This window comes from Halosolutus gelatinilyticus, assembly GCF_023028105.1.
In the GTDB taxonomy this organism is placed as follows: Archaea; Halobacteriota; Halobacteria; order Halobacteriales; family Natrialbaceae; genus Halosolutus; species Halosolutus gelatinilyticus.
Map to the genome: position 1 here is coordinate 1,445,655 of NZ_CP095491.1, position 21,543 is coordinate 1,467,197.

General features: G+C 63.9%; 25 protein-coding genes. 12 read left to right on the forward strand and 13 right to left on the reverse strand.

Annotated elements, in window-relative coordinates; translation table 11 throughout:
• Positions 1 to 339 precede the first annotated feature (339 nt).
• Together MUH00_RS07225 and MUH00_RS07230 are read left to right on the forward strand one after the other, a co-directional pair.
• The gene (locus tag MUH00_RS07225) at positions 340 to 1,149 is read left to right on the forward strand and encodes an alpha/beta fold hydrolase (protein WP_247003422.1); all 810 of its coding nucleotides are present in this window, start codon (positions 340 to 342) and stop codon (positions 1,147 to 1,149) included.
• 147 nt (positions 1,150 to 1,296) lie between these two features.
• Positions 1,297 to 2,493 (forward strand): low temperature requirement protein A, encoded by a 1,197-nt coding sequence (locus tag MUH00_RS07230; RefSeq protein ID WP_247003423.1) that lies wholly within the window; start codon positions 1,297 to 1,299, stop codon positions 2,491 to 2,493.
• A gap of 209 nt (positions 2,494 to 2,702) precedes the next feature.
• Here MUH00_RS07230 and MUH00_RS07235 read toward each other — a convergent pair whose 3' ends face one another.
• The 3 genes from MUH00_RS07235 to MUH00_RS07245 all read right to left on the reverse strand — a co-directional run bounded on the left by MUH00_RS07235 (position 2,703) and on the right by MUH00_RS07245 (position 5,469).
• Positions 2,703 to 3,134, reverse strand: coding sequence for a DoxX family protein (locus MUH00_RS07235; RefSeq protein WP_247003424.1), 432 nt, complete (start codon positions 3,132 to 3,134; stop codon positions 2,703 to 2,705).
• A gap of 472 nt (positions 3,135 to 3,606) precedes the next feature.
• Complete coding sequence (locus MUH00_RS07240) at positions 3,607 to 4,554, reverse strand: NAD(P)/FAD-dependent oxidoreductase (RefSeq protein ID WP_247003425.1); 948 nt, start codon at positions 4,552 to 4,554, stop codon at positions 3,607 to 3,609.
• Between the two features lie 183 nt (positions 4,555 to 4,737).
• Positions 4,738 to 5,469, reverse strand: coding sequence for a helix-turn-helix domain-containing protein (locus MUH00_RS07245; RefSeq protein WP_247003426.1), 732 nt, complete (start codon positions 5,467 to 5,469; stop codon positions 4,738 to 4,740).
• Positions 5,470 to 5,653: 184 nt separating this feature from the next.
• Between MUH00_RS07245 and MUH00_RS07250 the strand changes: the two genes are divergently transcribed.
• Positions 5,654 to 6,151, forward strand: a complete 498-nt coding sequence (locus tag MUH00_RS07250; protein WP_247003427.1) for a universal stress protein — start codon at positions 5,654 to 5,656, stop codon at positions 6,149 to 6,151.
• Here the strand turns inward: MUH00_RS07250 and MUH00_RS23145 are convergent.
• Complete coding sequence (locus tag MUH00_RS23145; protein WP_425603041.1) at positions 6,143 to 6,595, reverse strand: low temperature requirement protein A; 453 nt, start codon at positions 6,593 to 6,595, stop codon at positions 6,143 to 6,145. The genes MUH00_RS07250 and MUH00_RS23145 overlap by 9 nt on opposite strands.
• Before the next feature lie 539 nt (positions 6,596 to 7,134).
• Here MUH00_RS23145 and MUH00_RS07255 point away from each other — a divergent pair.
• On the forward strand, positions 7,135 to 8,250 hold the full coding sequence (locus MUH00_RS07255) for a winged helix DNA-binding domain-containing protein (RefSeq protein ID WP_247003428.1): 1,116 nt from the start codon (positions 7,135 to 7,137) through the stop codon (positions 8,248 to 8,250).
• Positions 8,251 to 8,292: 42 nt separating this feature from the next.
• On the opposite strand, the gene MUH00_RS07260 is transcribed toward MUH00_RS07255, so the two are convergent.
• Positions 8,293 to 9,465, reverse strand: coding sequence for a M24 family metallopeptidase (locus MUH00_RS07260; RefSeq protein WP_247003429.1), 1,173 nt, complete (start codon positions 9,463 to 9,465; stop codon positions 8,293 to 8,295).
• 133 nt (positions 9,466 to 9,598) lie between these two features.
• Here MUH00_RS07260 and MUH00_RS07265 point away from each other — a divergent pair, with 133 nt between their 5' ends.
• Together MUH00_RS07265 and MUH00_RS07270 are read left to right on the forward strand one after the other, a co-directional pair.
• On the forward strand, positions 9,599 to 11,008 hold the full coding sequence (locus tag MUH00_RS07265) for a sodium:solute symporter family protein (protein ID WP_247003430.1): 1,410 nt from the start codon (positions 9,599 to 9,601) through the stop codon (positions 11,006 to 11,008).
• A 64-nt stretch (positions 11,009 to 11,072) separates the two neighbouring features.
• Entirely contained in the window at positions 11,073 to 11,381 is a 309-nt protein-coding gene (locus MUH00_RS07270; RefSeq protein WP_247003431.1) for an antibiotic biosynthesis monooxygenase family protein, read from the forward strand.
• 112 nt (positions 11,382 to 11,493) lie between these two features.
• Here the strand turns inward: MUH00_RS07270 and MUH00_RS07275 are convergent, their stop codons facing one another.
• The gene (locus MUH00_RS07275) at positions 11,494 to 11,916 is read right to left on the reverse strand and encodes a hypothetical protein (protein ID WP_247003432.1); all 423 of its coding nucleotides are present in this window, start codon (positions 11,914 to 11,916) and stop codon (positions 11,494 to 11,496) included.
• Between the two features lie 338 nt (positions 11,917 to 12,254).
• On the opposite strand from MUH00_RS07275, the gene MUH00_RS07280 reads away from it, so the two are divergent.
• A complete protein-coding gene (locus MUH00_RS07280) occupies positions 12,255 to 12,839 on the forward strand; it encodes a YdeI/OmpD-associated family protein (RefSeq protein WP_247003433.1) in 585 nt (194 codons plus the stop codon).
• 59 nt (positions 12,840 to 12,898) lie between these two features.
• On the opposite strand, the gene MUH00_RS07285 is transcribed toward MUH00_RS07280, so the two are convergent.
• Complete coding sequence (locus MUH00_RS07285) at positions 12,899 to 13,675, reverse strand: SDR family NAD(P)-dependent oxidoreductase (protein ID WP_247003434.1); 777 nt, start codon at positions 13,673 to 13,675, stop codon at positions 12,899 to 12,901.
• Positions 13,676 to 13,847: 172 nt separating this feature from the next.
• Here MUH00_RS07285 and MUH00_RS07290 point away from each other — a divergent pair, with 172 nt between their 5' ends.
• The gene (locus tag MUH00_RS07290) at positions 13,848 to 14,483 is read left to right on the forward strand and encodes a helix-turn-helix domain-containing protein (protein ID WP_247003435.1); all 636 of its coding nucleotides are present in this window, start codon (positions 13,848 to 13,850) and stop codon (positions 14,481 to 14,483) included.
• Between the two features lie 242 nt (positions 14,484 to 14,725).
• Here MUH00_RS07290 and MUH00_RS07295 read toward each other — a convergent pair whose 3' ends face one another.
• Both MUH00_RS07295 and MUH00_RS07300 read right to left on the reverse strand, forming a co-directional pair.
• Entirely contained in the window at positions 14,726 to 15,568 is an 843-nt protein-coding gene (locus MUH00_RS07295; RefSeq protein ID WP_247003436.1) for an ABC transporter permease, read from the reverse strand.
• Entirely contained in the window at positions 15,565 to 16,542 is a 978-nt protein-coding gene (locus MUH00_RS07300) for an ABC transporter ATP-binding protein (RefSeq protein ID WP_247003437.1), read from the reverse strand. The genes MUH00_RS07295 and MUH00_RS07300 overlap by 4 nt, the downstream gene beginning before the upstream one ends.
• A 254-nt stretch (positions 16,543 to 16,796) precedes the next feature.
• Between MUH00_RS07300 and MUH00_RS07305 the strand changes: the two genes are divergently transcribed.
• Positions 16,797 to 17,450, forward strand: a complete 654-nt coding sequence (locus MUH00_RS07305) for a helix-turn-helix domain-containing protein (protein WP_247003438.1) — start codon at positions 16,797 to 16,799, stop codon at positions 17,448 to 17,450.
• 453 nt (positions 17,451 to 17,903) lie between these two features.
• On the opposite strand, the gene MUH00_RS07310 is transcribed toward MUH00_RS07305, so the two are convergent.
• The 3 genes from MUH00_RS07310 to MUH00_RS07320 form a co-directional block, all read right to left on the reverse strand.
• Entirely contained in the window at positions 17,904 to 18,326 is a 423-nt protein-coding gene (locus MUH00_RS07310; protein ID WP_247003439.1) for a luciferase domain-containing protein, read from the reverse strand.
• Between the two features lie 279 nt (positions 18,327 to 18,605).
• Positions 18,606 to 18,938, reverse strand: a complete 333-nt coding sequence (locus MUH00_RS07315; protein WP_247003440.1) for an antibiotic biosynthesis monooxygenase family protein — start codon at positions 18,936 to 18,938, stop codon at positions 18,606 to 18,608.
• Positions 18,935 to 19,120, reverse strand: coding sequence for a hypothetical protein (locus tag MUH00_RS07320; RefSeq protein WP_247003441.1), 186 nt, complete (start codon positions 19,118 to 19,120; stop codon positions 18,935 to 18,937). Before MUH00_RS07320 ends, MUH00_RS07315 begins: the two co-directional genes overlap by 4 nt.
• A gap of 173 nt (positions 19,121 to 19,293) precedes the next feature.
• Between MUH00_RS07320 and MUH00_RS07325 the strand changes: the two genes are divergently transcribed.
• The 3 genes from MUH00_RS07325 to MUH00_RS07335 all read left to right on the forward strand — a co-directional run bounded on the left by MUH00_RS07325 (position 19,294) and on the right by MUH00_RS07335 (position 21,005).
• On the forward strand, positions 19,294 to 19,863 hold the full coding sequence (locus MUH00_RS07325) for a helix-turn-helix domain-containing protein (protein ID WP_247003442.1): 570 nt from the start codon (positions 19,294 to 19,296) through the stop codon (positions 19,861 to 19,863).
• A gap of 214 nt (positions 19,864 to 20,077) precedes the next feature.
• Positions 20,078 to 20,536 carry an ester cyclase gene (locus tag MUH00_RS07330; protein WP_247003443.1) on the forward strand — a complete coding sequence of 153 codons (459 nt, stop codon included), beginning with the start codon at positions 20,078 to 20,080 and terminating at the stop codon, positions 20,534 to 20,536.
• Between the two features lie 4 nt (positions 20,537 to 20,540).
• Positions 20,541 to 21,005: a luciferase domain-containing protein gene (locus MUH00_RS07335; RefSeq protein ID WP_247003444.1), complete on the forward strand. Its 465-nt coding sequence runs from the start codon at positions 20,541 to 20,543 to the stop codon at positions 21,003 to 21,005.
• Positions 21,006 to 21,126: 121 nt separating this feature from the next.
• Here MUH00_RS07335 and fer read toward each other — a convergent pair whose 3' ends face one another.
• Positions 21,127 to 21,516, reverse strand: a complete 390-nt coding sequence (gene fer, locus MUH00_RS07340; protein ID WP_247003445.1) for a ferredoxin Fer — start codon at positions 21,514 to 21,516, stop codon at positions 21,127 to 21,129.
• Positions 21,517 to 21,543: the final 27 nt, after the last annotated feature.

The following is a 21,543-nucleotide window of genomic DNA, read 5'->3' on the forward strand; positions in this document are numbered from 1 at the left end:
ACTCGCGCCAAGAGCGGCGCGAAAGTGGTCCCCACGGGCCCAGAGATGGCCGAAATCGACCGGTACCGAGTTCGTCGAACCACTTTCACTCGCCCCCAACTGGTCGCCCTCGCAACCGGTCGCGATCGCGATACCCGCTGGAATCCGTTCGGATACCGAGTCCCCGCGATCGGGAACGGACGCCGGCGGTCGGCATCCGCGAGCGATCCGTTCGCGATCGGGCGGCCAGGCGCGTCTTTATGCCGGCTCCAGCCGTCTCTAGACGGTGAGACGCCCACGTAACGGACCGGACGGCGCCGGTGTCACGCGGGGACGTCCGAGATCGGGAGTGAACACACCATGGCGAAACGCGACACTCACAGCACTCGCGCGGGAACCGTGCGTTCGGAAGACGGAACCACCATCGCGTTCGAACGAACGGGAGCGGGCGATCCGATACTGCTGGTCGGCGGCGCGCTCACCGATCGCTCGGCGAGCGCACCGTTGGCCGCACACCTGGCACCGCAGTTCTCCGTCTACGCCTACGACCGTCGCGGCCGAGGCGATAGCGGCGACGCGGAATCGTACGTGGTCGAGCGGGAGGTCGAAGACCTCGAGGCGCTCGTCGAGGAGGCGGGCGGATCGGCGTTCGTCTTCGGAAAGTCCTCTGGTGCGGTCCTCGCACTGGAGGCGGCGGCTCGCGGGCTCGACATCTCGAAACTGGCGCTGTACGAACCGCCCTTCCGCGTCGACGAGGGCGGACCCCGACCGCCGGCGGACCTCGCGGCGCGAGTCGAGGACCGCCTCTCGGACGATCGCCGGGGCGACGCGGTCGAGCTATTTCTGACGAAAGCCGTCGGGATGCCCGCCGACGCGGTCGCCGAGATGCGAAACGAACCGACGTGGCCGGCGATCGAAGAGACCGCGCCGACGCTCGTCTACGACCTCACCGTCGTCGGGGACGGGGCGTTGCCGACCGATCGGCTGGAGTCCGTCGCGGTCCCGACGCTCGCGATAGACGGCACGGAGAGTCCGGCGTGGGCGCGTCACGCGACGCGGGCGGTCGCGGACGCCCTGCCCGATGCGCGATACCGTTCGCTGGCGGGTCAGACCCACAACATCGCGCCGGACGCGCTCGCGCCCGTGGTAGCCGAGCTCTTCGCCCGCTAATCGCTACCGGCCGGCGCCGACTCGGAACGCGTCACCGGGTCACCGATCGAACTCCTCGTCGATCAGCCGTCCGGAATTCAGTCTAAACGGACGGTTCGGGAGACGATAGAGACTACGCTATCACGGCTGCCGTCGTAGTCGTAGGATATGTCCGAGACGCGGCTTCGCCCCCCACAATTGCGAACGGACGGTACGACGGACGACAATCGGCACGCGACCTGGTTAGAACTGTTCTTCGACCTGGTCTTCGTCGTCGCCATCGCCCAACTCGCTCACCGGCTGCATGACGATCACACGTTGATCGGCGTCCTCGGATTCGTCGCGCTGTTCGTCCCCGTCTGGTGGGCGTGGATCGGCTCGACGTTCTACGCGACGCGATTCGACACGGACGACGTCGAATACCGGCTCCTGACGGCGGTCGAAATGTTCGGCGTCATCGCCCTCGCCGTCAACGTCCACGGGGGTCTCGGCGAGACGTCTCGAGGGTTCGCGCTCGCGTACGTGCTCGTCCGAAGCGTGCTCGTTTTCAAATACTTCCGGGCGCACCGCCACCTCCCTGACGTCCGTTCGCTCACGGCGCCGATGGGTATCGGCTACACGATCGCCGCGCTCATCTGGCTCGTCTCGGTGTTCGTCCCGACGCCCTACCGTTTCGGGCTGTGGGGGGTCGCAATCGCGATCGACATCGCGACGCCGATTCTCGTCCGTCGTCAGCACATCGATATCCCGGTTCATCCGACGCACATCCCCGAACGGTTCGGCCTGTTCACGATCATCGTCCTCGGCGAGACCATCGTCAGCGTCGTCGCCGGAATCTCGATCCAGGAGTGGGCGCCGACGACGATTCTGATGGCAATTTGCAGCACGGTGATCGCGTTCAGCCTCTGGTGGCTCTACTTCGACAACTACGACGAGTCGGCGCTTCGGACCGCCCGGGAGGAGGGTCGAATGGGGACGTACTTCGCGTGGATCTACGTCCACTTCCCGTTCGCGATCGGAATCACGGCGATCGGCGTCGGCGTACTCGGCGTGTTCACCGGCGGCCTCGCCGATCCGTTACCACCGACCGAACGGTGGCTCCTCGCCGGATCGCTCGCGCTGTGTCTCCTCTCCCTCGGCCTCCTTCACCGGACGACGCTCTCGTGTGCCGGCCGGCGGCCGATCGCCGGTGTGCAGTCGATCTACCGCTTCGGAACGGCTGCTCTCGTCCTCGTCGTCGGGATCGGGGGCTGGTGGATTCCGCCGATCGGGTTTATCGCGTTGCTGACGATCGCGTGTCTCCTCCAGATCGGCGTCGGATACGGCATTCGTGGACCGACCTCGACGCCCTCATGGGCCGATTGAGTCGTCGTCGGCAACCGAGGCCGCGCTCACCGTGCGTTCTCCTCGACCGGTCGGCCGCGGGTGAGAGCGGCCGGCCGAACCAAGCGGGCGTTCGCAGCGTTCGAAGCCGGAGGAGCCGTTCCGCGGCGCACGCTCCGGGTGGCGATACGATCGGGTGTCCGCGAACGCGGCAGGTCGATCGTCGCTCGCGCGACGATCGTGTCCGTCGCTTACGGCGACAGGTAGTGCCAGCGGCCGTACGCGACGAATGCTGCGAGAAGCCCCACCGCCAACGGAATCAGCGCCAGCACGATACCGCTATCGATGAGCGTGAGCACCGTGGCGCCGACCATGATACTTACCAGCCCCGCAGCGGCCAGCGGCGTCAGTTCCTCCCGGACGTGTAAGATCCCGGGGAGGAGCAACCCGATCGCGCCGAGTATCTCGGCGGCGCCGATGAACAGGATGAACGCCCCCGGCAGCGCCATCGGCAGTTGTGCTGTCATCACCTCCATCGGCGTAACGAATTTCGTGACGCCCGCGATCAAGAAGATGAGCGCGAGCGCTACCTGTACGATCCACAGCGAATAGTTGACGAGCCGACTCCTCGATCGCGAGTTCCCGATGTTCTTCCGTATGTTGGTGGTTGTTTGTGCGGTCATATGGACTCACGCTTCGTGATTTGCTACCGTTCGTACCGAGTACCGCGTTCGGACGCTCGCGCGGGAGACGATCCCACCTCGCGAACGCGTTCGGACGACGGGACGAACGGTGGCCGCGCGATCGGGCTCGGCCGAGCCGAGTCCGATCGCGGGTCCGTCGGTCGTCTCGTTCGCCATCGGTCATCACTCTCCGAACGGGCGGCTGACGGGTCGAACCGGTCCGTCCGAGAGACGCGCTACCGGTTCAGCCGGCCGGTTGGACTCGTCGAAGGGCCGTTCAATCCGTCGGTGGAGTCTACGACGCGCCAATATTTAACCGAATGGTTGAATAAAGGTGACTGACCACAGAAGTAGACGGAAATCCGCTCGGCCCCGATCTCGTTGTCGACCGGTACCGTCTCGGGACGAACGCGTATCGACGTGACCGTTCGCTGTTCGCTTCGAAACGCCCGGCTGAACGCGTCTCCCGCGGCTATTCGTCGCTCGCGAACGGTTCGGCGGACAGCTCCGCATTGATGACGGCGCCGATCTCACTTCCCTCAGCCGCGGCCAAACTCAACGACCATCCGTATCGATCCGACGCATCGCCCGCGACGAAGAGTCCATCAATCGACGTCCGGCCGTTGGCATCCGTCTCCACTAAGTTCCGGGAATCGAGCGAGAGACCGAACTGCTCGACGAGAGCGGTGTGTTGTGTGACCCCCGGAAAGTAGTAGAGGGCCCGCCGGTTGATCTCTCGCCCGTCTTCGAGCGCGACGCGTTCGAGCACCCCTTCCGACCCGTCGAGAGCGGCGATCGGTTCGTCCTCGAACTGAACTCCCTGCCCGACGAACGCGTCACGGGTCTCGTCGTCGAACGCGTCGCTACCGTCGGTAAAGACGACGAGGTCGTCACTCAGGTTGTAGACGAGCTTCGCGATCTCGATCTTCTCGGCCGAATCGACGTGAACGCCCAGCGGTCGGCCGCGGAGTTCGTACCCGTGACAGTACGGACAGCGATGGACGCTGCTCCCCCAGAACCGTTCGAACCCATCGATATCGGGGAGGACGTCGGTGACACCCGTTGCGAGAACGAGCTTCCGGCTCGAGTAGGTTTCGCCGGTTTCGAGCGTACTTCGAAACCGATCGCTATCGTCGGTGGCGCTGCTGACCGCAGCCGCCCGATAGTCGACGGATTCGTAGGCGGTTACCTCCTCCCGAGCCAATCGGCGGAATTTCGTCGGACTGATGCCGTCGCGAGTGAGGTACCCGTGAGCGCGCGAGGCCGGTCCGTTCCGCGGTTCGTCGCTATCGCAGAGCAGAACGCTGCGCAACGACCGTCCCAGTTGGAGTGCGGCACTAAGACCCGCCGGACCGCCACCGACAACGATGACGTCGTAATCCGGGTCGGGTCTTCCACCGTCGAAGTCGTCCTCAACCATATTAATAATTAATCTGTGTAGATTAATAAGACGTGCGGTTGTCGTCGGCGATGCTGCTACAGTACTAATTTCATATCGTGGTCCGGGACGTTCGTACGCGTCGGTGAGACGGGCAAGACAGCGATGTGCCGAACGCCTGCCTCCAGTTACGCGATACGTTCCGCTTTCACTGGCTAACTATCCCTACTCTCGGCCGGGTGTCGACCGGGTTGCGAAGCGCCGAACGATCCACGCTTCGGCCCGCTGCAGCCGATACTGGAGCGTCGACAGCGGGACCTCCAACTCCGCGGCGAGATCCGTCAGCGAGATTTCGCGCGGGGTCTGATAGTACCCACACTCGAGGGCCGCGTCGATCGCGGCGCGCTGCTCGGGCGGCAGTTCGGCGATGGCAACCGCGTCGTCGATCCAGTAGGACGGATCGCCGACCTGCTGAAATCCCAGGCCGAGCCCGTCTCGGAGTTCGTCCCGAAGCGCGTCGTACAGGTCGCCGGCGGGAGCGTCGTCGCAGAGGAGCAATCGCCACTCGTACCGATTTCCGCGCCGTTCGGCGTGGCAGATCAGTCCGTCGCCGAGGTAACAACTCGCGAGGTGCGGAATCGACCAGCAGTCGCTTCCCGCCGGCCGGTACGTGTAGACCAGCCGGCACGTCGGCTCGCTCGAGAGCGTTTCGTACTCCCAGTTCGTGTGGCAGTGTCGCTCGCCGATGCACTCGTTGCAGTGAACCGGGTCGGTGAAGAGATCGTCCAACCGGCCGAGCGCTGTCTCGGGGCCGGTGATCTGGTCGAGACGCCACAGTCCCTCGGCGGACACGTGACACGAAATCGTCCGCGCTCGAGCGTCGGGATTATCGATGAACACGTCCATCACGGGATCGGCCCCTCGCTCGTACTCGACGGTAAAGATGAACTCGCGCATGAGCGGTAGTCGGCGTGCACCGAAAATAGCCGTTTCGCGCCCGCACGCGAATCCGCTCGGAAACCCGCACTGCGGCGGGTTGCAGCGACTAGGAGTCGATACAGGCGACGTGACTCTGCATCCGTCGACGCGGTTCGGTGATCACCGAACGACGATCCAATACGAAGTGCTCGCAATAGACTCTATGAGCGAAGTACCGACGCCGACACCGATCGACGCTCCCGAACGACCCGCGAGACCGACCGTTATCGTTCCGGTCGACGATTCCGAACGGTCCCGCCGAGCGGTCGTCACCGCGGCGACCGAATTCGACGATGTCGAACTCGTCGTTCTCTACGTCCTCGAACCGTACGTCGCGATGTCGGTCACCGAGCCGGCGGTGTGGGACGACGAGTTCGCGCCCCGTCGGGAACGCGAGGCGAAACGAGTACTCGAGGACTATCGAGACCTCGCCGCTTCGCACGGTGCGGACGTCCGGACCGAACTCGCACGGGAGACACAGACGCGAGCGATTATCAATGCGAGCGAGAAATTCGGCGCGGATCGAGCGATCGTCGCTCGCCCGAGAGGGACCGGCTTCCGAGGGAAACTTACGAACCTCCTGCTCGAAATCGCGGGAAAACGAGCGCTCACGTCCGTAACTATCGTCGATCCTCGTAACGCGGAGGGCGCCTCAGATTGACCCTCTAGAGGGGCGCAGGATCGGATTCCGTCGCCCGGACGGCCACCGACGGCCGATCCACGTCGCCGTTGTACCGCGTCGATCCCGCCGAATCGTTTGTCGACCGATCCGGGCCATTTCACGGGGCTTCACGAGGATACTGCAGGGCGCCGCCGCCGAGTAACGAACCGATCCAAAACACGAAGCCGGCGCAGTTCCTGATCGCGAATCGATCCGTGAACCGGGTTGCGGCGAATCGATCCACCCGAGTAGAACGCACGAGAGCGCGTTGACGATCCGGAGGGTGAGATAGCCGAACACGAAGACGGTAGTTCTGCCGTGGAACACGCCGCTAAACGTCGTCAACCAGAGGAGGACGCCGAACATCGCCAGGAGCGTCGTGACCGAGTAGAGGAGATCGCCCGTATCGAACACGTCGCCGTAGTACACGTGCGTGAGCCACACCCACCAGATCGGGACGAACAGTAGGATGAACTCGAAATCGCTCCGTTCGATGACGAGTATTCGTCCGCGGTGGTCGCGCCAGCGAGATCGATTCGCCGGCCCCAACGGTCGCGAAATGCGGGAGCGGAGTCCGGCGCTCGTATCGGCGACTTCGCCCGTCTACGCCGGATACTCCCGTACCGTTTCGAAGGAGAACGTTCGTTGGAACGCGCCGGAGAACGGCGCGTTTCGGTTCGATCGACGCCGTTCCGGGGGACACTTCGGAAAGCAGAACGCTCACCGTTCTTGACAACGAGATTACGTCTTTAATACGGTGGTCGCCCTCTCTCCGTTGAGGGAATCAGAATGATCCGTACAAGCGGCGCCGAGATCGAGCCCTTCCGCGTCGACGTTCTCCGTCCTGACCTCGGGGGATTCAACGAGCGTTCGAATCGAATGAACTGGCCGGACGAACTGCTCGATGTGGACCGGGGCCGCCCTGCTGCCGCGGAGAAATCCGCCCGCCGAGTCGGCGTGCAGTCGTTCGTCCGCGGGCTGCGATGAACTCGGAAGTGCTCGATCGACGCGCACTCAACCGCGCGCTGCTGGAACGCCAGTCGCTGCTTCGCCGACGAGTGCTGTCCGCCGACGAGGCGATCGAGCGGCTCGTCGGGATGCAGGCCCAGGAGCCCGACGACCCGTACGTCGGGCTGTGGAGCAGACTCGAGGGGTTCCACCACGAGGAGCTGTCTACGTTGATCGCCGACCGGGGGGCCGTCCGCGCGTCGCTGATGCGCGTGACGATCCACCTGGTCACTGCCGACGACTACCTGCAGATCCGACCGGTCGTTCAGTCGGTACTCGAGCGGGGTGTCTACACCAATACCGCGCGACGGGCGGAGCTCGAGACGGTCGACGTGGACGAGGTGCTGGCGGCCGGCCGGGCGCTGCTCGAGGAGGAACCGCGAACCCAGGCCGAGGTGCGCGATCTGCTGGAACCCCGGTGGCCGGACGCCGACCCGACGGCGCTGGCGTTCGCAGTCCGGTGTCTGCTTCCGCTGGTGTTCGTTCCGCCGCGGGGAATCTGGGGTGAAAGCGGGCCGGCCGCGCTAACCACGGTCGAGCGCTGGCTCGGCGAGTCCGTCCCCGCGGCCGACGACGCCCTGCTGGACGACCTGCTCCGTCGGTACCTCGCCGCGTTCGGCCCAGCGACCGTCGCCGACGCGCGGACCTGGTCGGGACTGACAGGACTGGGCGACGCCTTCGAGCGGCTCCGCCCCGACCTGCGGACCTTCGCAGACGAGGACGGCAGGGAACTGTTCGACGTGCCCGACGCGCCGCTTCCCGACCCCAATACCCCTGCGCCGCCGCGCTTTCTCCCCGAGTTCGACAACGCACTGCTGTCCCACGCCGATCGGACGCGGATCGTTCCCGCCGACCACTGGGAACGGTTCGTCGACCGACGTTTCGGGGAGGGGAGCGTCCTCGTCGACGGGTATTTCGCCGGATTCTGGAGCGTCGAACGGGATGGCGACGGGGCGACGCTGCTCGTCGAACCGCTCGACCCGCTCGACGACGAGACGCGAGCCGCGCTGCTCGAGGAGGGGCGCCGGCTGCTCGCGTTCGTCGCCGACGATCGGGATCCGGAAGCCGTCCGGTTCGTCGCTCCCGACTGAACCGGACGATCGCTCCTCGAGAACGCCTGCGCCGACGCGTTCTCAAACGATCAGACGCTCGAGATCGCGAGGATAGTACGTCAGCGTCTCCGTTCCGTCTTCGGTCACCGCCACGGTATCCGAGTGGCGAAAGCCGCCCAGTCCGGGGACGTAGAACCCCGGTTCGACGGTGAACAGTTCGCCCGGCCGGATCGTGCCCTCGGAGGCGACGTCGAGAAACGGGCGTTCGTGTCCCTCCAGACCGATGTTGTGGCCGACGTGGTGTTGGGTGTACTCGATGACCCCCTGTTCCTCGTAGTAGTCGACGACGGCCTCCTCGACCGCGGCGTACTCCACGCCCGGCGCGATCGCGTCGATCGCGATCTCCTGCGATTCCCGCATGATCTCGAAGTACGTCCGCTGGTCGTCGCTCGCCTCCCCGACGAACATCGTCCGCTCGAGTTCGGTCGTGTAGCCGCCGACGGTCGGTTTGACGATGGTGACGACGTTGTCGCCGCGTTCGATCCTCGTCGTCTGGTCCATGCTGTGCGGAAGCGCGGTCACGTCGCCCGTCGTGAACAGACACTGCATCGGGTTCGCCCACGAGCGCATCTCGTACCGATCGCCGAGCGTATCGAGCATCGTCTTTACGGCCTCGGCCTCGACTTCGGCCCGGACCTCGATGGGGCGACGCCCGACCTCGATCCGCTCTTGCAGGAGCCGGTGGCCGAGGTTGGCCCAGACGCTCGCCTCCCGAATGAGTTCGATCTCGTGGTCGCTCTTCGTCTCCCGCAGTTCCGTGACGTACGCTTCGACGCCGACGTCCGCAGCGACGACCGACGAGAGCGCGGGACCGGTGTACCCGTTCCGCGCCGGGCTGCCGTCGGAATCGACCGCGATCGCGCCGTCTGCGATTCCGAGTCGATCGCACATCTCGGCGACCGACTCCATCGGCTCGTCCTGCGGATACTCGAAGTACGACGTCACGCCGTCGATCAGGAAGTCGTCTCGGGCGGCGTGCTCTCGTTCCAGGCGAGGGACGACCGCCTCGACTCGCTCGTCGGCGATACCGAGTGCGACCGGCCGTTCCGTCGGCAAGTGGTACATCCCGCTCGCGTAGTGGATGTTCAGCGAGCCGAACAGAACGAGGCCGTCGTATCCGTCCGCTTCGGCTCGCTCCAGCAGCGCCCGTTTGCGTTCGCGGTATTCTGATTCGGAGATCGAGAGATCTGTCATCGGATACCAGTAGTTTCGTCGGTATCTTAAAACCGAACCCGATCCCGGTACATTTCGTCAAGTATTTAATGTATTATAGGATGAATGAGGCGTTAGAGGTGCATTTATCACACACGTCTTCAATTCCCATAGTATGGCAGTTCAGAGCGACGCGACACTGCTGTACATCGTCGCCGGGTATCTCGTTGTAATGCTCGGCGTCGGCGTCTGGGCGTACGGAAAGACGAAGACCGCGGAAGACTTCATGGTCGCCGGCCGAAGCCTCGGCGCGGCTATCATCGCCGGAACGCTGCTGGCGACGTGGATGGGGTCCGGAACGGTGACCGGCGGCGCGAACTCGATCGCGTACGACAACGGGCTGTGGCCCGCGATCCTCTTCGGGACGGCGTCTCTCGTCGGTATCACCGCCCTCAAGGTGCTCGCCCCGCGTATCAGGGAGTTCAACAAGCTGACGATCCCCGAAATGATCGAGGAGGAGCTGGGTCGGGAGGGGCGAATTATCAGTTTGCTCGTGATCGCGTTCGCGTACGTGGGAATCGTCTCCTACCAGTTCATCGGGCTCGGCTTCGTGCTGAACGTCACGACCGGAATCTCGGTCACGCAGGGGACGATAATCGGGACGGGAATCATTATCGCACTCGCGGCGATGGGCGGACTCATGTCGGTCGCCTACACGGACGCGATCAGTGCCTTCCTGATGCTCCTGGGTCTCGTGATCGCAGTTCCGTTCGTGGTCCTCGAGGCCGGGGGCTGGTCGGGGATCACCGCGAACGTCCCCGCGACCCACCTCGACGCGCTCGGTAACCTCTCTCTCTTCGAGTTCTTCGGGCTCTGGGCACCCCCGTTGTTGTTGATCCTCGCCGACCAAAACATGTACCAGCGTATCATCGCCGGCGAAACGGATGAGGGGACGAACGCCGGACTCATCGCCTGGTTCGTCGGCGCCGTCGCGACGATGACGCTCGTCCCGGTGATCGCGTTCGCCTCGCGGGCGATGTTCCCCGAACTCGACCCGGGGATGGCGCTGATCGCGACGACCACCGTGCTCCCGACGTGGGTCGGGGGCATCCTGCTGGCCGCCGCCGCGGCGTTCATCATCACGACCGGGAGCTCGTACCTGTTGTCGGCCTGTACGAACCTCTCGCAGGACCTCTACAAGGGGTTCGTCAATCCAGACGCGCCCGACGAGCGAGTGTTCTGGTTGACGCGGATCTTCGTCGTCGTTCTCGGCATCTTCGCGTTCGTTCTCGGACAGTACTTCCCGACCATCCTCGAGGTTCAGATGTACTCGTACACGGCATACGGCGCCGCGATCACGCCGCCGCTGCTGGCGATCTTTCTGATGCGAAATCGACTGACCAAGATCGGCGGCCTTACCGGGATGGTCGCCGGCGCCGTGCTCGCGATCAGCTGGGACACGGTTCTCGGGAGCCCGTACGGACTGGACGCGGTGATCGTCGCGGCGCCGGTCGCGTGCGCGCTCATCGTTCTCGTCAGCTACCTCACGAGCACGTCGGCGTCACCGTCGCCGGCCCGAGCCTGATCGGTCACCCGTCGCGCCGAACTCGCACTGTAATCGTTTTCACCTCGGTGCGCGTCTGCACGTCATGATCGGACGAATCTGGCACGGAACGACGCCTGCGGAAAAAGCGGATTCGTACCTGGAATTCTTGAACGATCGGGCAGTTCCGGATTACGAGTCGATCGACGGGAACCTCGGAGTCTACCTGTTTCGCCGCCTCGACGGCGACGAAGCGCACTTCCTCACGCTCACGTTCTGGGAATCGGAGGCGGCGATTCGAGCATTCGCCGGGGACCCCATCGACGCGGCGAAGTACTATCCGGAAGACGACGAGTACCTGGTCGCCTTCGAACCGACGGTCACGCACTACGAGGTGTATCCGTCGAGGGAGTAGCGATCGCATCGTACGCCCGAACGATCGGACGGTATACGCGGATCGGCGTCTCGGCGACGCTACTCGCTCGCGCCGACGACTCGCCGGCGCGACGGCGATCGGTCGCTGGTCGTTAGGCAGCCGACTTTCGAAGTCGATCCCAGTTTCGGTACCCCTCGACGAGCAGGTAGGCGACGACGAGCGCGATCGCGAGCGCGCCGTCCGTCGCGGCGACCGCCGGTCCGTCGACCGCGTCGGTGCCGAACCCGGCGAGGTAGACGGCGAGTGCGGCCTTGTGGAAGATCACCAGCTCCCAAACGCCCGGATACTGGTCGGGTCGGTAGGCCAGCAGCAGGAACAGTCCGGCGAAGACGAGGAAGCCGAACAGGCGCCAACTCTCGACGACGACGGTTTCGGGACTCGCGGCGCGGACGGTCGGAATCGCCGCGACGAAGGCGTACAGCGCGCCAAGCGCGGCGAGCACCAGAATTCCGGTTGCCGCGCTCCGTCGCCATCGCGGAATCGCTTCCATCCTGCTTGTTGCGCGGGCAGTCATAGGGACACTACACTTCGGCGTTAAAAGCTCGTTTCGGCGGCTGGCACGTCTCTCCGGCCAAGGCGTTTCGTCGGACTCGCCGCTCTCCGAAGGCGTCGCGTGAGACGCTCGCGAGATCGCGCGGGAAATCGATCCGAGCCGCTCCGTTGAACGCGTTTCGTCTGACGTGACGCGAACGTAACGCTGACACACGTCGACCGCGGCGTGCTCTCGCCGTTTGCGTAGTACTCGAACGGGTCAGTTGGTACCGTTGCCGACGGTCCGTTCGGCAGCGATCGTTATGCCGTTGCCGGGCGAATTACGCTCGCCGATCGGGACCGCACCGATCGAGAGGACTCATGGAACCGATATTCTTCACCTCGCGAACCGAGTTTCGCACCTGGCTCGAGGAGAATCACGACGCGGCCGAGGAGCTGTGGGTCGGCTACTACAAGACGGACGCCGACGAGACCGGCATCGACTACGGAGAGTCGGTCGAGGAGGCGATCTGCTTCGGCTGGATCGACGGCCTCATTAACGCGATCGACGACGAGACGTACAAGCGACGGTTCACCCCGAGAAAACCGGACAGCAAGTGGTCGAAGGCGAACACGGAGCGCGTCGAAGCGATGATCGATGCGGGGAAGATGACGCCAGCCGGGATGGCGTCGGTGGACGCGGCGAAGGCGTCGGGGGCGTGGAAGGACGCGTACCGGGTGGGTGAGGATCACGAGATCCCTCCGGCGCTCCAGCGCGCCCTGAAGCGGAACGAAACGGCGTGGGAGAACTTCCGGGCGTTCTCGAACACGGACCAGCACGCGTACATTACGCTGGTCGACGACGCGAAGACGACCGAAACCAGGGAGAAGCGGATCGATCGGATCGTGGATCTGGCGGCGCAGAACCTCCGGCCGTACGACGAGAACAACAAGCGACGGCTGTGAGAGCGATCCGCTATCGGGAGGATTTGACTCGAAATATCGACCCCTCTCGGACGTGGCGACTAGAGTTCCGGCGTCTCCTCGATCCGGGGCACGCCGTCGACGGTGATCGTCTCGCCGACGACGTGCGACGAGGCGGGACTCGCGAGGAAGCGCGCAACGTCGGCGATCTCCTCCGGGAGGGCGATCGAGCGATCGACCGCGTCCCGATCGAGGTCCGCCGCGGAGACGCCCAGGTAGGCTTCGATCGCCGGGGTGGCGACGAACCCCGGCGCGATGCAGTTGACCCGAACGCCGTCGCTCGCCCACTCGTAGGCGAGCGTCGTCGTGAGGTCGATCACGGCGGCCTTCGCGGCGCCGTAGTGGCTCAGCGACGGCGTTCCCCGCCGGCCCGCGGCGCTCGAGAGCCCGAGGTTGATCACCGTTCCGCCGCCGCCGTCCTTGAGGTGCTCGCCGGCGGCCTGCGTACAGCGATACGTGCCGTGAAGGTTGACGTCGACGACCGTCTTCCACTCCGCCTCCGAGATCTCGTCGAAGGCGGTCGGGAACCTCGCGCCAGCGTTGTTTATCAGCGCGTCGATCGAGCCGAACGCTTCGACCGCCGCCGCGACGAGATCGTCGACGGCCTCGCGGTCCGTCACGTCGCACTCGACGGCGAGCGCGCTGCCGCCCGAGTCCTCGATCCGCTCGGCGACGGCGTCGACGTTCCGCTGTTCGCGCGAACAAATGACGACGTTCGCTCCGTCGGCGGCGAACCGGGTCGCGATCACCTCGCCGATTCCGCTCGACGCCCCCGTGACGATCGCGGTGGTTCCCTCGACGCCGAATCGTCCGCTCATTCGGCCCCCTCCGTCTCCGGTCGCACGGGTACGATAAATCGAGCGGGCCTCACGGTCTCGCGCAGTTCGTGTTTCGGTTTCATCGTCTGCGGTCGTCGTAGTCCCGCGATCGGCCTAACGGTACGCGGAAACCGGTTTCCATGTTTAAGCCGCTACGCGGTCGACGTCGTATATGCCTCGCGCGCGCCTGAAGCTCGACGCTACGGCGGCGGACGACTGGTTGGCCGATCTCTCGACGACGCTTCCGGAGACCACGATCACTGTCCTGGCGACTATTCCGACGGAGAGGAGTCTGCTCGGGATCGTCGAAGTCCGGACGGCGGACGGCGAGACGTTCGTTCGCGCCGTCGAAGATGCACCGCAGGTGCGCTCCTGCGACGTGTTCCACGCCGACGATCAGGTGATCGTGCTCCAGTTCAGAAGCGAGATGACGGAGTCGTACGACGTCCTTCTCGCGTCGGGAACCGTCCCGCAGTACCCCGTCACCCTTCGAGACGGGTGGTTCTCCGCGCGATTGGAGGCCTCGCAGGAACGGCTGGCGGCGTACTTCGAGACGCTGTCGGAGCTCGGTATCCCGTACGAGATCGTGTCGTTGACGCACTCGCACGACTCGAGCGGACTGCTCACCGATCGCCAGCGGCAGGTCGTTACCGAAGCGGTTGCACGTGGGTACTACGCCACCCCACAGCGGTGTACGCTCGCCGAACTGGCCGAGGCGTTCGACGTCGGCAAATCGGCGGTGAGCAAACTCCTCCGGCGGGCCGAGGGACGCATCGTCACCGAATTCGTCTCCGAAGCGGCTCCGTAGTTCGAGCGTCCTCGCTGCACTGGACTCGAGCCGTTGCGCGAGCGGGGAGCGTCGATCACCAGCGTCGCGACTGCGAGCTGCGTCGGCGGTGATTCCGTGGTGTGAGGATTCGTTCAGACGGGGCGGGCCGACGCTAGTAACGTACTGTGACGAGTCGAGTGCAACTATCTCAGCAAAACAGGACATCGTCCGAAACGAGCGTAGTTGTTGATGAGGGCGCGCAGTGGCACGCGTCGGTGGTTTCAGAGATCAGTACGCCGAAATCGCAGGTACGACAGGCCGATCGGGACGGCGAGCCAGAACGCGAGGATTACGAATCCGAACCACTCTTCGAGGTAGAACGGCGGATTCGCGAGAACCGAAGTCGGACCGCCTCTCATGTCCAGTAATGCCGCTACAGCGCCCTGGTACGCAATCGCGGGATTGAGGTACTGGAGGAACAGGTACCATTCGGCCGATTGTACCGTCGATGACTCGACGAACGATAGTTCACCGGCGAAGTGCGCAACCACCGTAAGGAACCCATCCCAGAGGAACAAGAAAATCAGGACTAGGGTTATCGCCCCTGCTGTGGCGACCGTCGACGAACGGACCGCCGACGAGAATGCGATGGCGATCGAGACGAACACCACGCCAAGCACGATCGCCACGCTCATGAGGGCGACGTAGTCGCCGAGGCGGAAGGTGCCGTGGAGCGTAAAGAGCGCGACTCCGCCGACGGCGAACCCAGAAATAACTGCCACTATCATAATTCCCGATAATCCGGCCAGCTTGCCCAAGACGACGTCTCGCCGGGTGTGTGGGAGTCCGAGGAGGAACTTGAGGCTCCCCAATTCGCGCTCGCCGCTAATCGATTTGTATCCGAGCATCGTCCCGATGATAGGTAATGCGATGTACGTCGGAACGAACAGTGAGAGAATGACCGTTTTTGTCCGCGGATCGTCACTGCCCCCGAGCGGTGCGATCTCGGTAAAGAAGTACGCCGCGCCGGCCATCAGTAGCCCGAAAAGGGGAACGAGCACGAGCAGGGACCGCGACCGAATGCCGTCCTTGAATTCCTTCTTCGCGATGGTGAGAGCGCTCATCGGTAGTCCTCGCGATTTCCGGCCTCGATTCCGATCGGCTCATCCTTCGCGGAGTTCGCCGTACCCTCATCGTCACCGTTCGTATAGGCGTATGCCATGAACAACTCCTCGAGAGACGCCTCGTCGAGATCGAAATCACGGATCGTCGCGCCGGCAGCTTCCAGTTCGTTCAATACGGTCATCTTCGAGTCATCGCGACAACGCACGGTGACGGACGACCGAGTCGTAGTCACTTCGGAGATCCCCGGGAGCGCTCCGATCGCCGATGCCACCCCCGTCGGAACGCGATCGACTTCGATCTCGAACGTCACTTCGGTTCCAGTCGTCTCACGCAACCCCTCGACGGTATCTTCGGCGACGAGTCTGCCGTCGCGAAGGATTCCTACGCGGTCGCAGACCGCCTCGACCTGTTCGAGGACGTGACTTGAGAAGAAGACGGTCGCGCCTCTGTCGGCTTCCTCACGGACGATTTCGCGCATCTCGCGGGCGCCTCCGGGATCGAGCCCGGACGATGGCTCATCCAGGATGAGCAGGTCGGGAGCCCCGATCAGCGCCGCACCGAGTCCGAGCCGCTGTTTCATTCCCTTCGAATACCCGCCGACCGGTCGGTCGAGCGCGTCAGCGATTCCGACGCGGGCCGCGATTTCCTCGGGCGTCTCATCCGCGGCCTTCGATTCGATCACGAACGCGAGGTGCTCGCGTCCGCTTAATCGGTTGTACAGGTCGAACCCCTCCGGCAGAACACCCGTTCGCTGCCGAACAGCGAGGCTCTCCTGCAGGGGATCGTAACCGATGACGCGAACCTCACCGCTGGTCGGCCGGATGAAGTCGAGAAGGACGTTAATCGTCGTCGATTTCCCAGCTCCGTTCTGACCGAGGAAGCCGTAGATTTCTCCACGCTCGACGCATAGGTCGAGGTCGTCTACGGCAACGAAATCACCATACCGCTTCGTTAGACCGCGTATCTCGATCACGGGAGATCCGGTCGAGCACAATCTTGCGGAGGATGTGTCCGACGTCTGCTCGATACTGCTGTCCGTTTTATACTCCGGTCGATTGCCGTTCACGGCCGTACAAAGCCTGGCGAATAGATTGAGAATGGTGCCAAGCGTGCTCGGCGAATTTAAATGGTCACACCACTCAATCCTACGAAAATGTACCGTTCAACGCGAGGACGGGACCGAAGGCCCCATCCGATGAGTTCTCATCGGACGCTGATCGATCGAGTATGAGATACGCAACGCTGGTAATCACAATCGCGAACGAGCGAGCGTCGACCGAACGGATTCGACAGATACGGAAGGGCGACGAAATACTGGCGATCTACGAGGAAGTGTACGACGTCAGTCTGCTCGAGAATGGAACGGCGGTCAGCCTCTGCCGGTTCGAGGGTGATGCCGAACGGATCGCGGGGCTCGCCACCGAAGCCCCGGGCATGTTAACCTGCTCCGTTACCCGGGGTCGAGAGGATCTCGTGTACATGCATTACGAACCGGTCGCCGACCAACGACGGCTCCTCGAACTCCTCGTTACGCAAGAGGTTACCGTTGAATGGCCGATGACCTTCTCCGATCGAGGCTTGCGAGTCACCCTAATCGGCGAGGACGCGGTGCTCAGTAACGTCGTCGCCGCTATTCCCGACGAGTTGAACGTGACGGTCGAACGGACGGGGACTTACCAACCGGGTAGCCGCTCATTGCTTGCGCAACTAACGGAGCGCCAGCGAGAAATCGCGAAGACTGCGCTTTCGGAGGGGTATTACGAGATTCCCCGGCGCGCGAGTCAGCGCGACATCGCGGCGAAACTCGACGTCACTCACGGGACGATCGCCGAGCATCTCCGAAAAACAGAAGCGAAAGTAATGCGGTCTCTCTTCGAGTGACCGGTCGCGATCGAACGCACCGATCGCTAGTCGAACCTCGTCTCCGATAGACGCCATCTACGCTGGACGAGCGGAGATGAGGGGGTCGGACGCGGTCAGCGAAACGTCCTTGCCGACGGACGGCGACGGGCCGCCGCTACACCGGCACCCGAAGATCTCGGTGAGCAACGCGGCTCATCGCGAACGCCGGCCTCGACCATCGAGTATCGACGCGCGGAACGAGCGATCCCGTGCGTCGGAGTGGAAACGTAAACCGACCTGTGTGAGTCCAGCCCGCGTGATCACTCGCTAACGGCGAGCGAGCGAGGAAAGGGAGCAGTAAATTCCTCGGGCCACGCTGTATCGAGTCCTTCCCAGGACGTCCCGTAGTCGTCGGTTCGGAATACTCCGTGTCTGTCTCCCCTGCGAGGCACACATGACGGGTGTAGTCTCGACGCCGGCTGAGTCGGCCGATCACCCGGCCGTCCGAAGCGCATCGAACGTGCGGTAGACGTCGTCACTCGTGTCCAATTCGGCGAGTTCGGCGTCGACATCGATCCCGTCCTTCTCCAGCGAGTCACCCGTCCGTTTTCGCAGCAAGACCAGCTGGTACAGATACGAGAGGCGCAAGAGCCACAGGGCGCCGTCGACGTCGTCGTCCGATCGGATGTAGTACGAAATCCATCCGGAGTCGGGGACGACGTGGTGTTTCTCGGCTCGTCCTTCCTCGAGGAGGACGTCGCGGAGCCGTTTTGCGAACGGAATGTCGGCGAGTCGATCCCCGTGAACGTGGCCGATCTCTCGTCCGTCGAGGACGAACTCATGCCCGCCACCTCGGTCGTGAGGCCGGACCTCGACACCGGGCCAGTCGCTGACAGCGGATTCGATCCTATTCATGGTCTCCTCGGAGTAGCTACGCCGGAAATAGAGATAACGCTTCGCGGAATCGTATTTTTGTACGAATTCGCACACGTACGCGTAGAGCGAGTGATGGTCCATAGACGTGCGGTCTCCAACTGCCGACACATCGCAAATATTCACGGAATTCAGTCCCTCCGGAACAAACACAGCCGCATTCCACCGGGAGCGAAGCACTCGACTTCGATCGTCTCCGGAGTACTCCGCTCGACAATCGTGAACTGAGGTCGGTACAGTTCCGCGCGAGAAATCCGTGTGTTAGTCGTCGAGACGAGTATACGTCGCGAGGTCTGCCTCGATTTCGAACCGCGTGATCAGCTCCTGTGGATCGAAACCGATACGCTCGTGCATGGCCCGAACCGCGTCCTTGGCGTCTTCGATCGCTTCCTGGCTCTCCCACTCGACGATCGTGACGAGGTTGAATCGCCCGGGTCCGCCCGACTGCTCGAGCACGAGGTCCTGGACGAAGCCTGGCTGGTCCCGGAGGAGATCGTGCGTGCGCCGAACGTTACTGAGGACCTCGTCGATCGCTTCGACAGGGACATCGAACTTATCGACGCGGTACACGTGAGCCGGGTGACTCTCGGTCATTCCGCCACCTCACCTTTCGCCCCCGCCGGTACGGTGAGGTGTATTACGACGGCCGTACTGTCGTCACTGAGGCGTTTCGCGAACGGAACGGCGACGGGCGCGACCGTTCGTTCGTCGAAGAAGCGTTTCCGCCCGTCGATCCGGTCACGAATACCGTTTGGAGTGGAGTCTATCGGGTCCATACGTGAAGAGAGGACGGCATGCACCGTAGCGGTTCGCGTGAATACCTTCACAACCACGTTAACAAGTCAGCGGAGCGTCGAAGGGGTATCTGCCCACCGTCCGGCTGAACGTCGAGCTCCCCCGTGATTCGTTGGTCGCCTTCTCGATCGAGCACCCGGACGACGAATTTCGGATGCTCACGTCCCACCGGACGGAAGAGGCCCTCCAGGTGGTCGTCGACGCGAAGACGTCCGATTCCGCGGCGCTTCTCCGAACGCTCGACGAGGCTCCGGAGGTCCGGTCCTACGAGGTGTTACGCACCGACAACCAGGGCGTGTTGGTTCAGCTCGAAACCGCGGAGCACGCGCCGCGAGTCGCAGCGCGCACGGCGGGGATGCTACCGCAGTACCCGATGGTGCTCCGCGACGGCCGGCTCACCGTCGAGACGATCGTCTCGTGGGAGCGGCTGTCGCAACTGAGGACGGAATTCGATCGGGCCGACGTCTCGTTCGAGGTGCTCTCGATCACCCAGTCGGTCGAGATGACGGACCTGCTGACCGACCGGCAGTGGGAGGTCCTCACCGAAGCGATCGAGCGGGGGTACTACGACACCCCCCGAGGCTGTTCGCTCTCCGAACTGGCGGCCGAGTTGGACGTCAATCCCTCCGCGGCGAGCGGCGTCCTCCACCGCGCCGAGGAGCGGATCGTCAAGGCGTTCGTCGCCGACGCGCGGCGAAGCGACGAGCGCCTCGGACCGGACTGATCCGCGTCGGCCTCGGCACACGGATCGTCGACGCTCGGCGAGCGACGAAAGACGAATACCGACGTGAAAATGTTTACGAGAACCCCCATACCCCCCGCCATCGTACGGTATCTCGCGGGACGGCCGCCGAAGGGACCGCAGCGGACCCCGTTTCGACCGATCGATTCGACGGAGCGGGGCAAGACGTCCCTCATCCGGTCCGCCAATTGAGATCATGGTAACAGAATCAGACAACCGGATCGTCGACCGCTACTGCGGCGAAATCCTGAGTGAGGGCGATTTTACCGCCGCCGACGAGATACTCACGCCAGAGTTCGTCATCCACGGACTGGAAACGCTCCGGGGGAGAGACCGCTTTCTCGAGGTCCAGTCGACGGTGATACGCGAGGCGTTCCCCGACTTTCGGGTCGACGTCGAAGACGTGTTCGGAGACGGAACGAAGGTCGCGGTTCGAGCCACGGTGGGTGGAACGCACGACGGGACGTACCTGGGAATCGAACCGACGGGGCGTCAGGTGGCGGTCGAATCGACGATGATCTGCCGGCTGTCGGACGGGCGGATCGCGGAGGTGTGGCCCCGAATGGACTCGCTGGCCTGGTTCCAGCAACTCGGGGCGGTACCCCCGATGGAGTGGCAGGAGGACGGTTCGATAGCCCCCGAGCGAGAACGCTAGACCCATGGAAAACGAACGACGACGCAAACCTGTCGATGAACGGATCGACGAACTGGTCTCGTCGTGGCCGGGGATCGCGCCCAAACGGGGCCGGTTCGGCGCGGTGAGTTTCGACCTCGAGGGGAGCGAAATCGGCCACGTACACCCGAGTGTGGCCGACATCGACTATCCGAAACCGCTCCGAGAGCAGTTGCTCGCCGAGGGACGAACGGAAGTCCACCACGCCGTTCCGATGCATCCGACCGCGACGACCTACCGCATCGAATCGGCCGACGACGTGGCTCACGCCGTTTGGCTGTTCCGGCTCTCCTACCTCGTCCACGTCGCCGCGCTACAGCGCGACGAGGAGGCGACCCCATCGCTCGCCGCGATCGATATCGAGGCCGAGCTCGAGGCGCTCGAGCCGAGCGACGCGATCCGACGCGCCTTCGACGCCGCGGTCGAACGACGGGACGACGTCCGCGGGTGAGTACCAAGGAGACGACGCGACCTCGCCGTGGAGCCCAGCCCCGGCTCGTCACATACGCGGCGATTGGACGAACGAGAAACGCGACGCCGGAACGAGGCGTCGCTCGCGCGACGGAGACGGATTAAATGACGCGGTTCTGCAGGTAATCGAGGTGCTTGGCGTTGTAGACGATCCTGACCTCGTCGGTCTCCGCCGATCCGATGCAGGTCAGGCGGACGTTCTTCTCCTCGACTTCCTCGTCGGAGAGGATCTGCTGCATGTCCATTTCGATCTCCCCCTCTTTGACGATCGCGGCGCAGTTCGCACATGCACCGGCGCGACAGGAGAAGGGCCAGTCGTAGCCCTGTGCCTCGGCAGCTTCGAGGATGTATTCGCCCTCGGCGACGTCGAGGGTGCCGTAATCCTCGTCGTCGAAGCCGGCGTCTGCGGCCTTCTCGAAGAGGTCGTCGTCGTCCATGTCCCAGCCCTGGTCGTCCAGTGCTTCGTAGTTGAGGTATTCTACCGTGGGCATCACTCGGCGCTTCGTCCCCCGTACTGG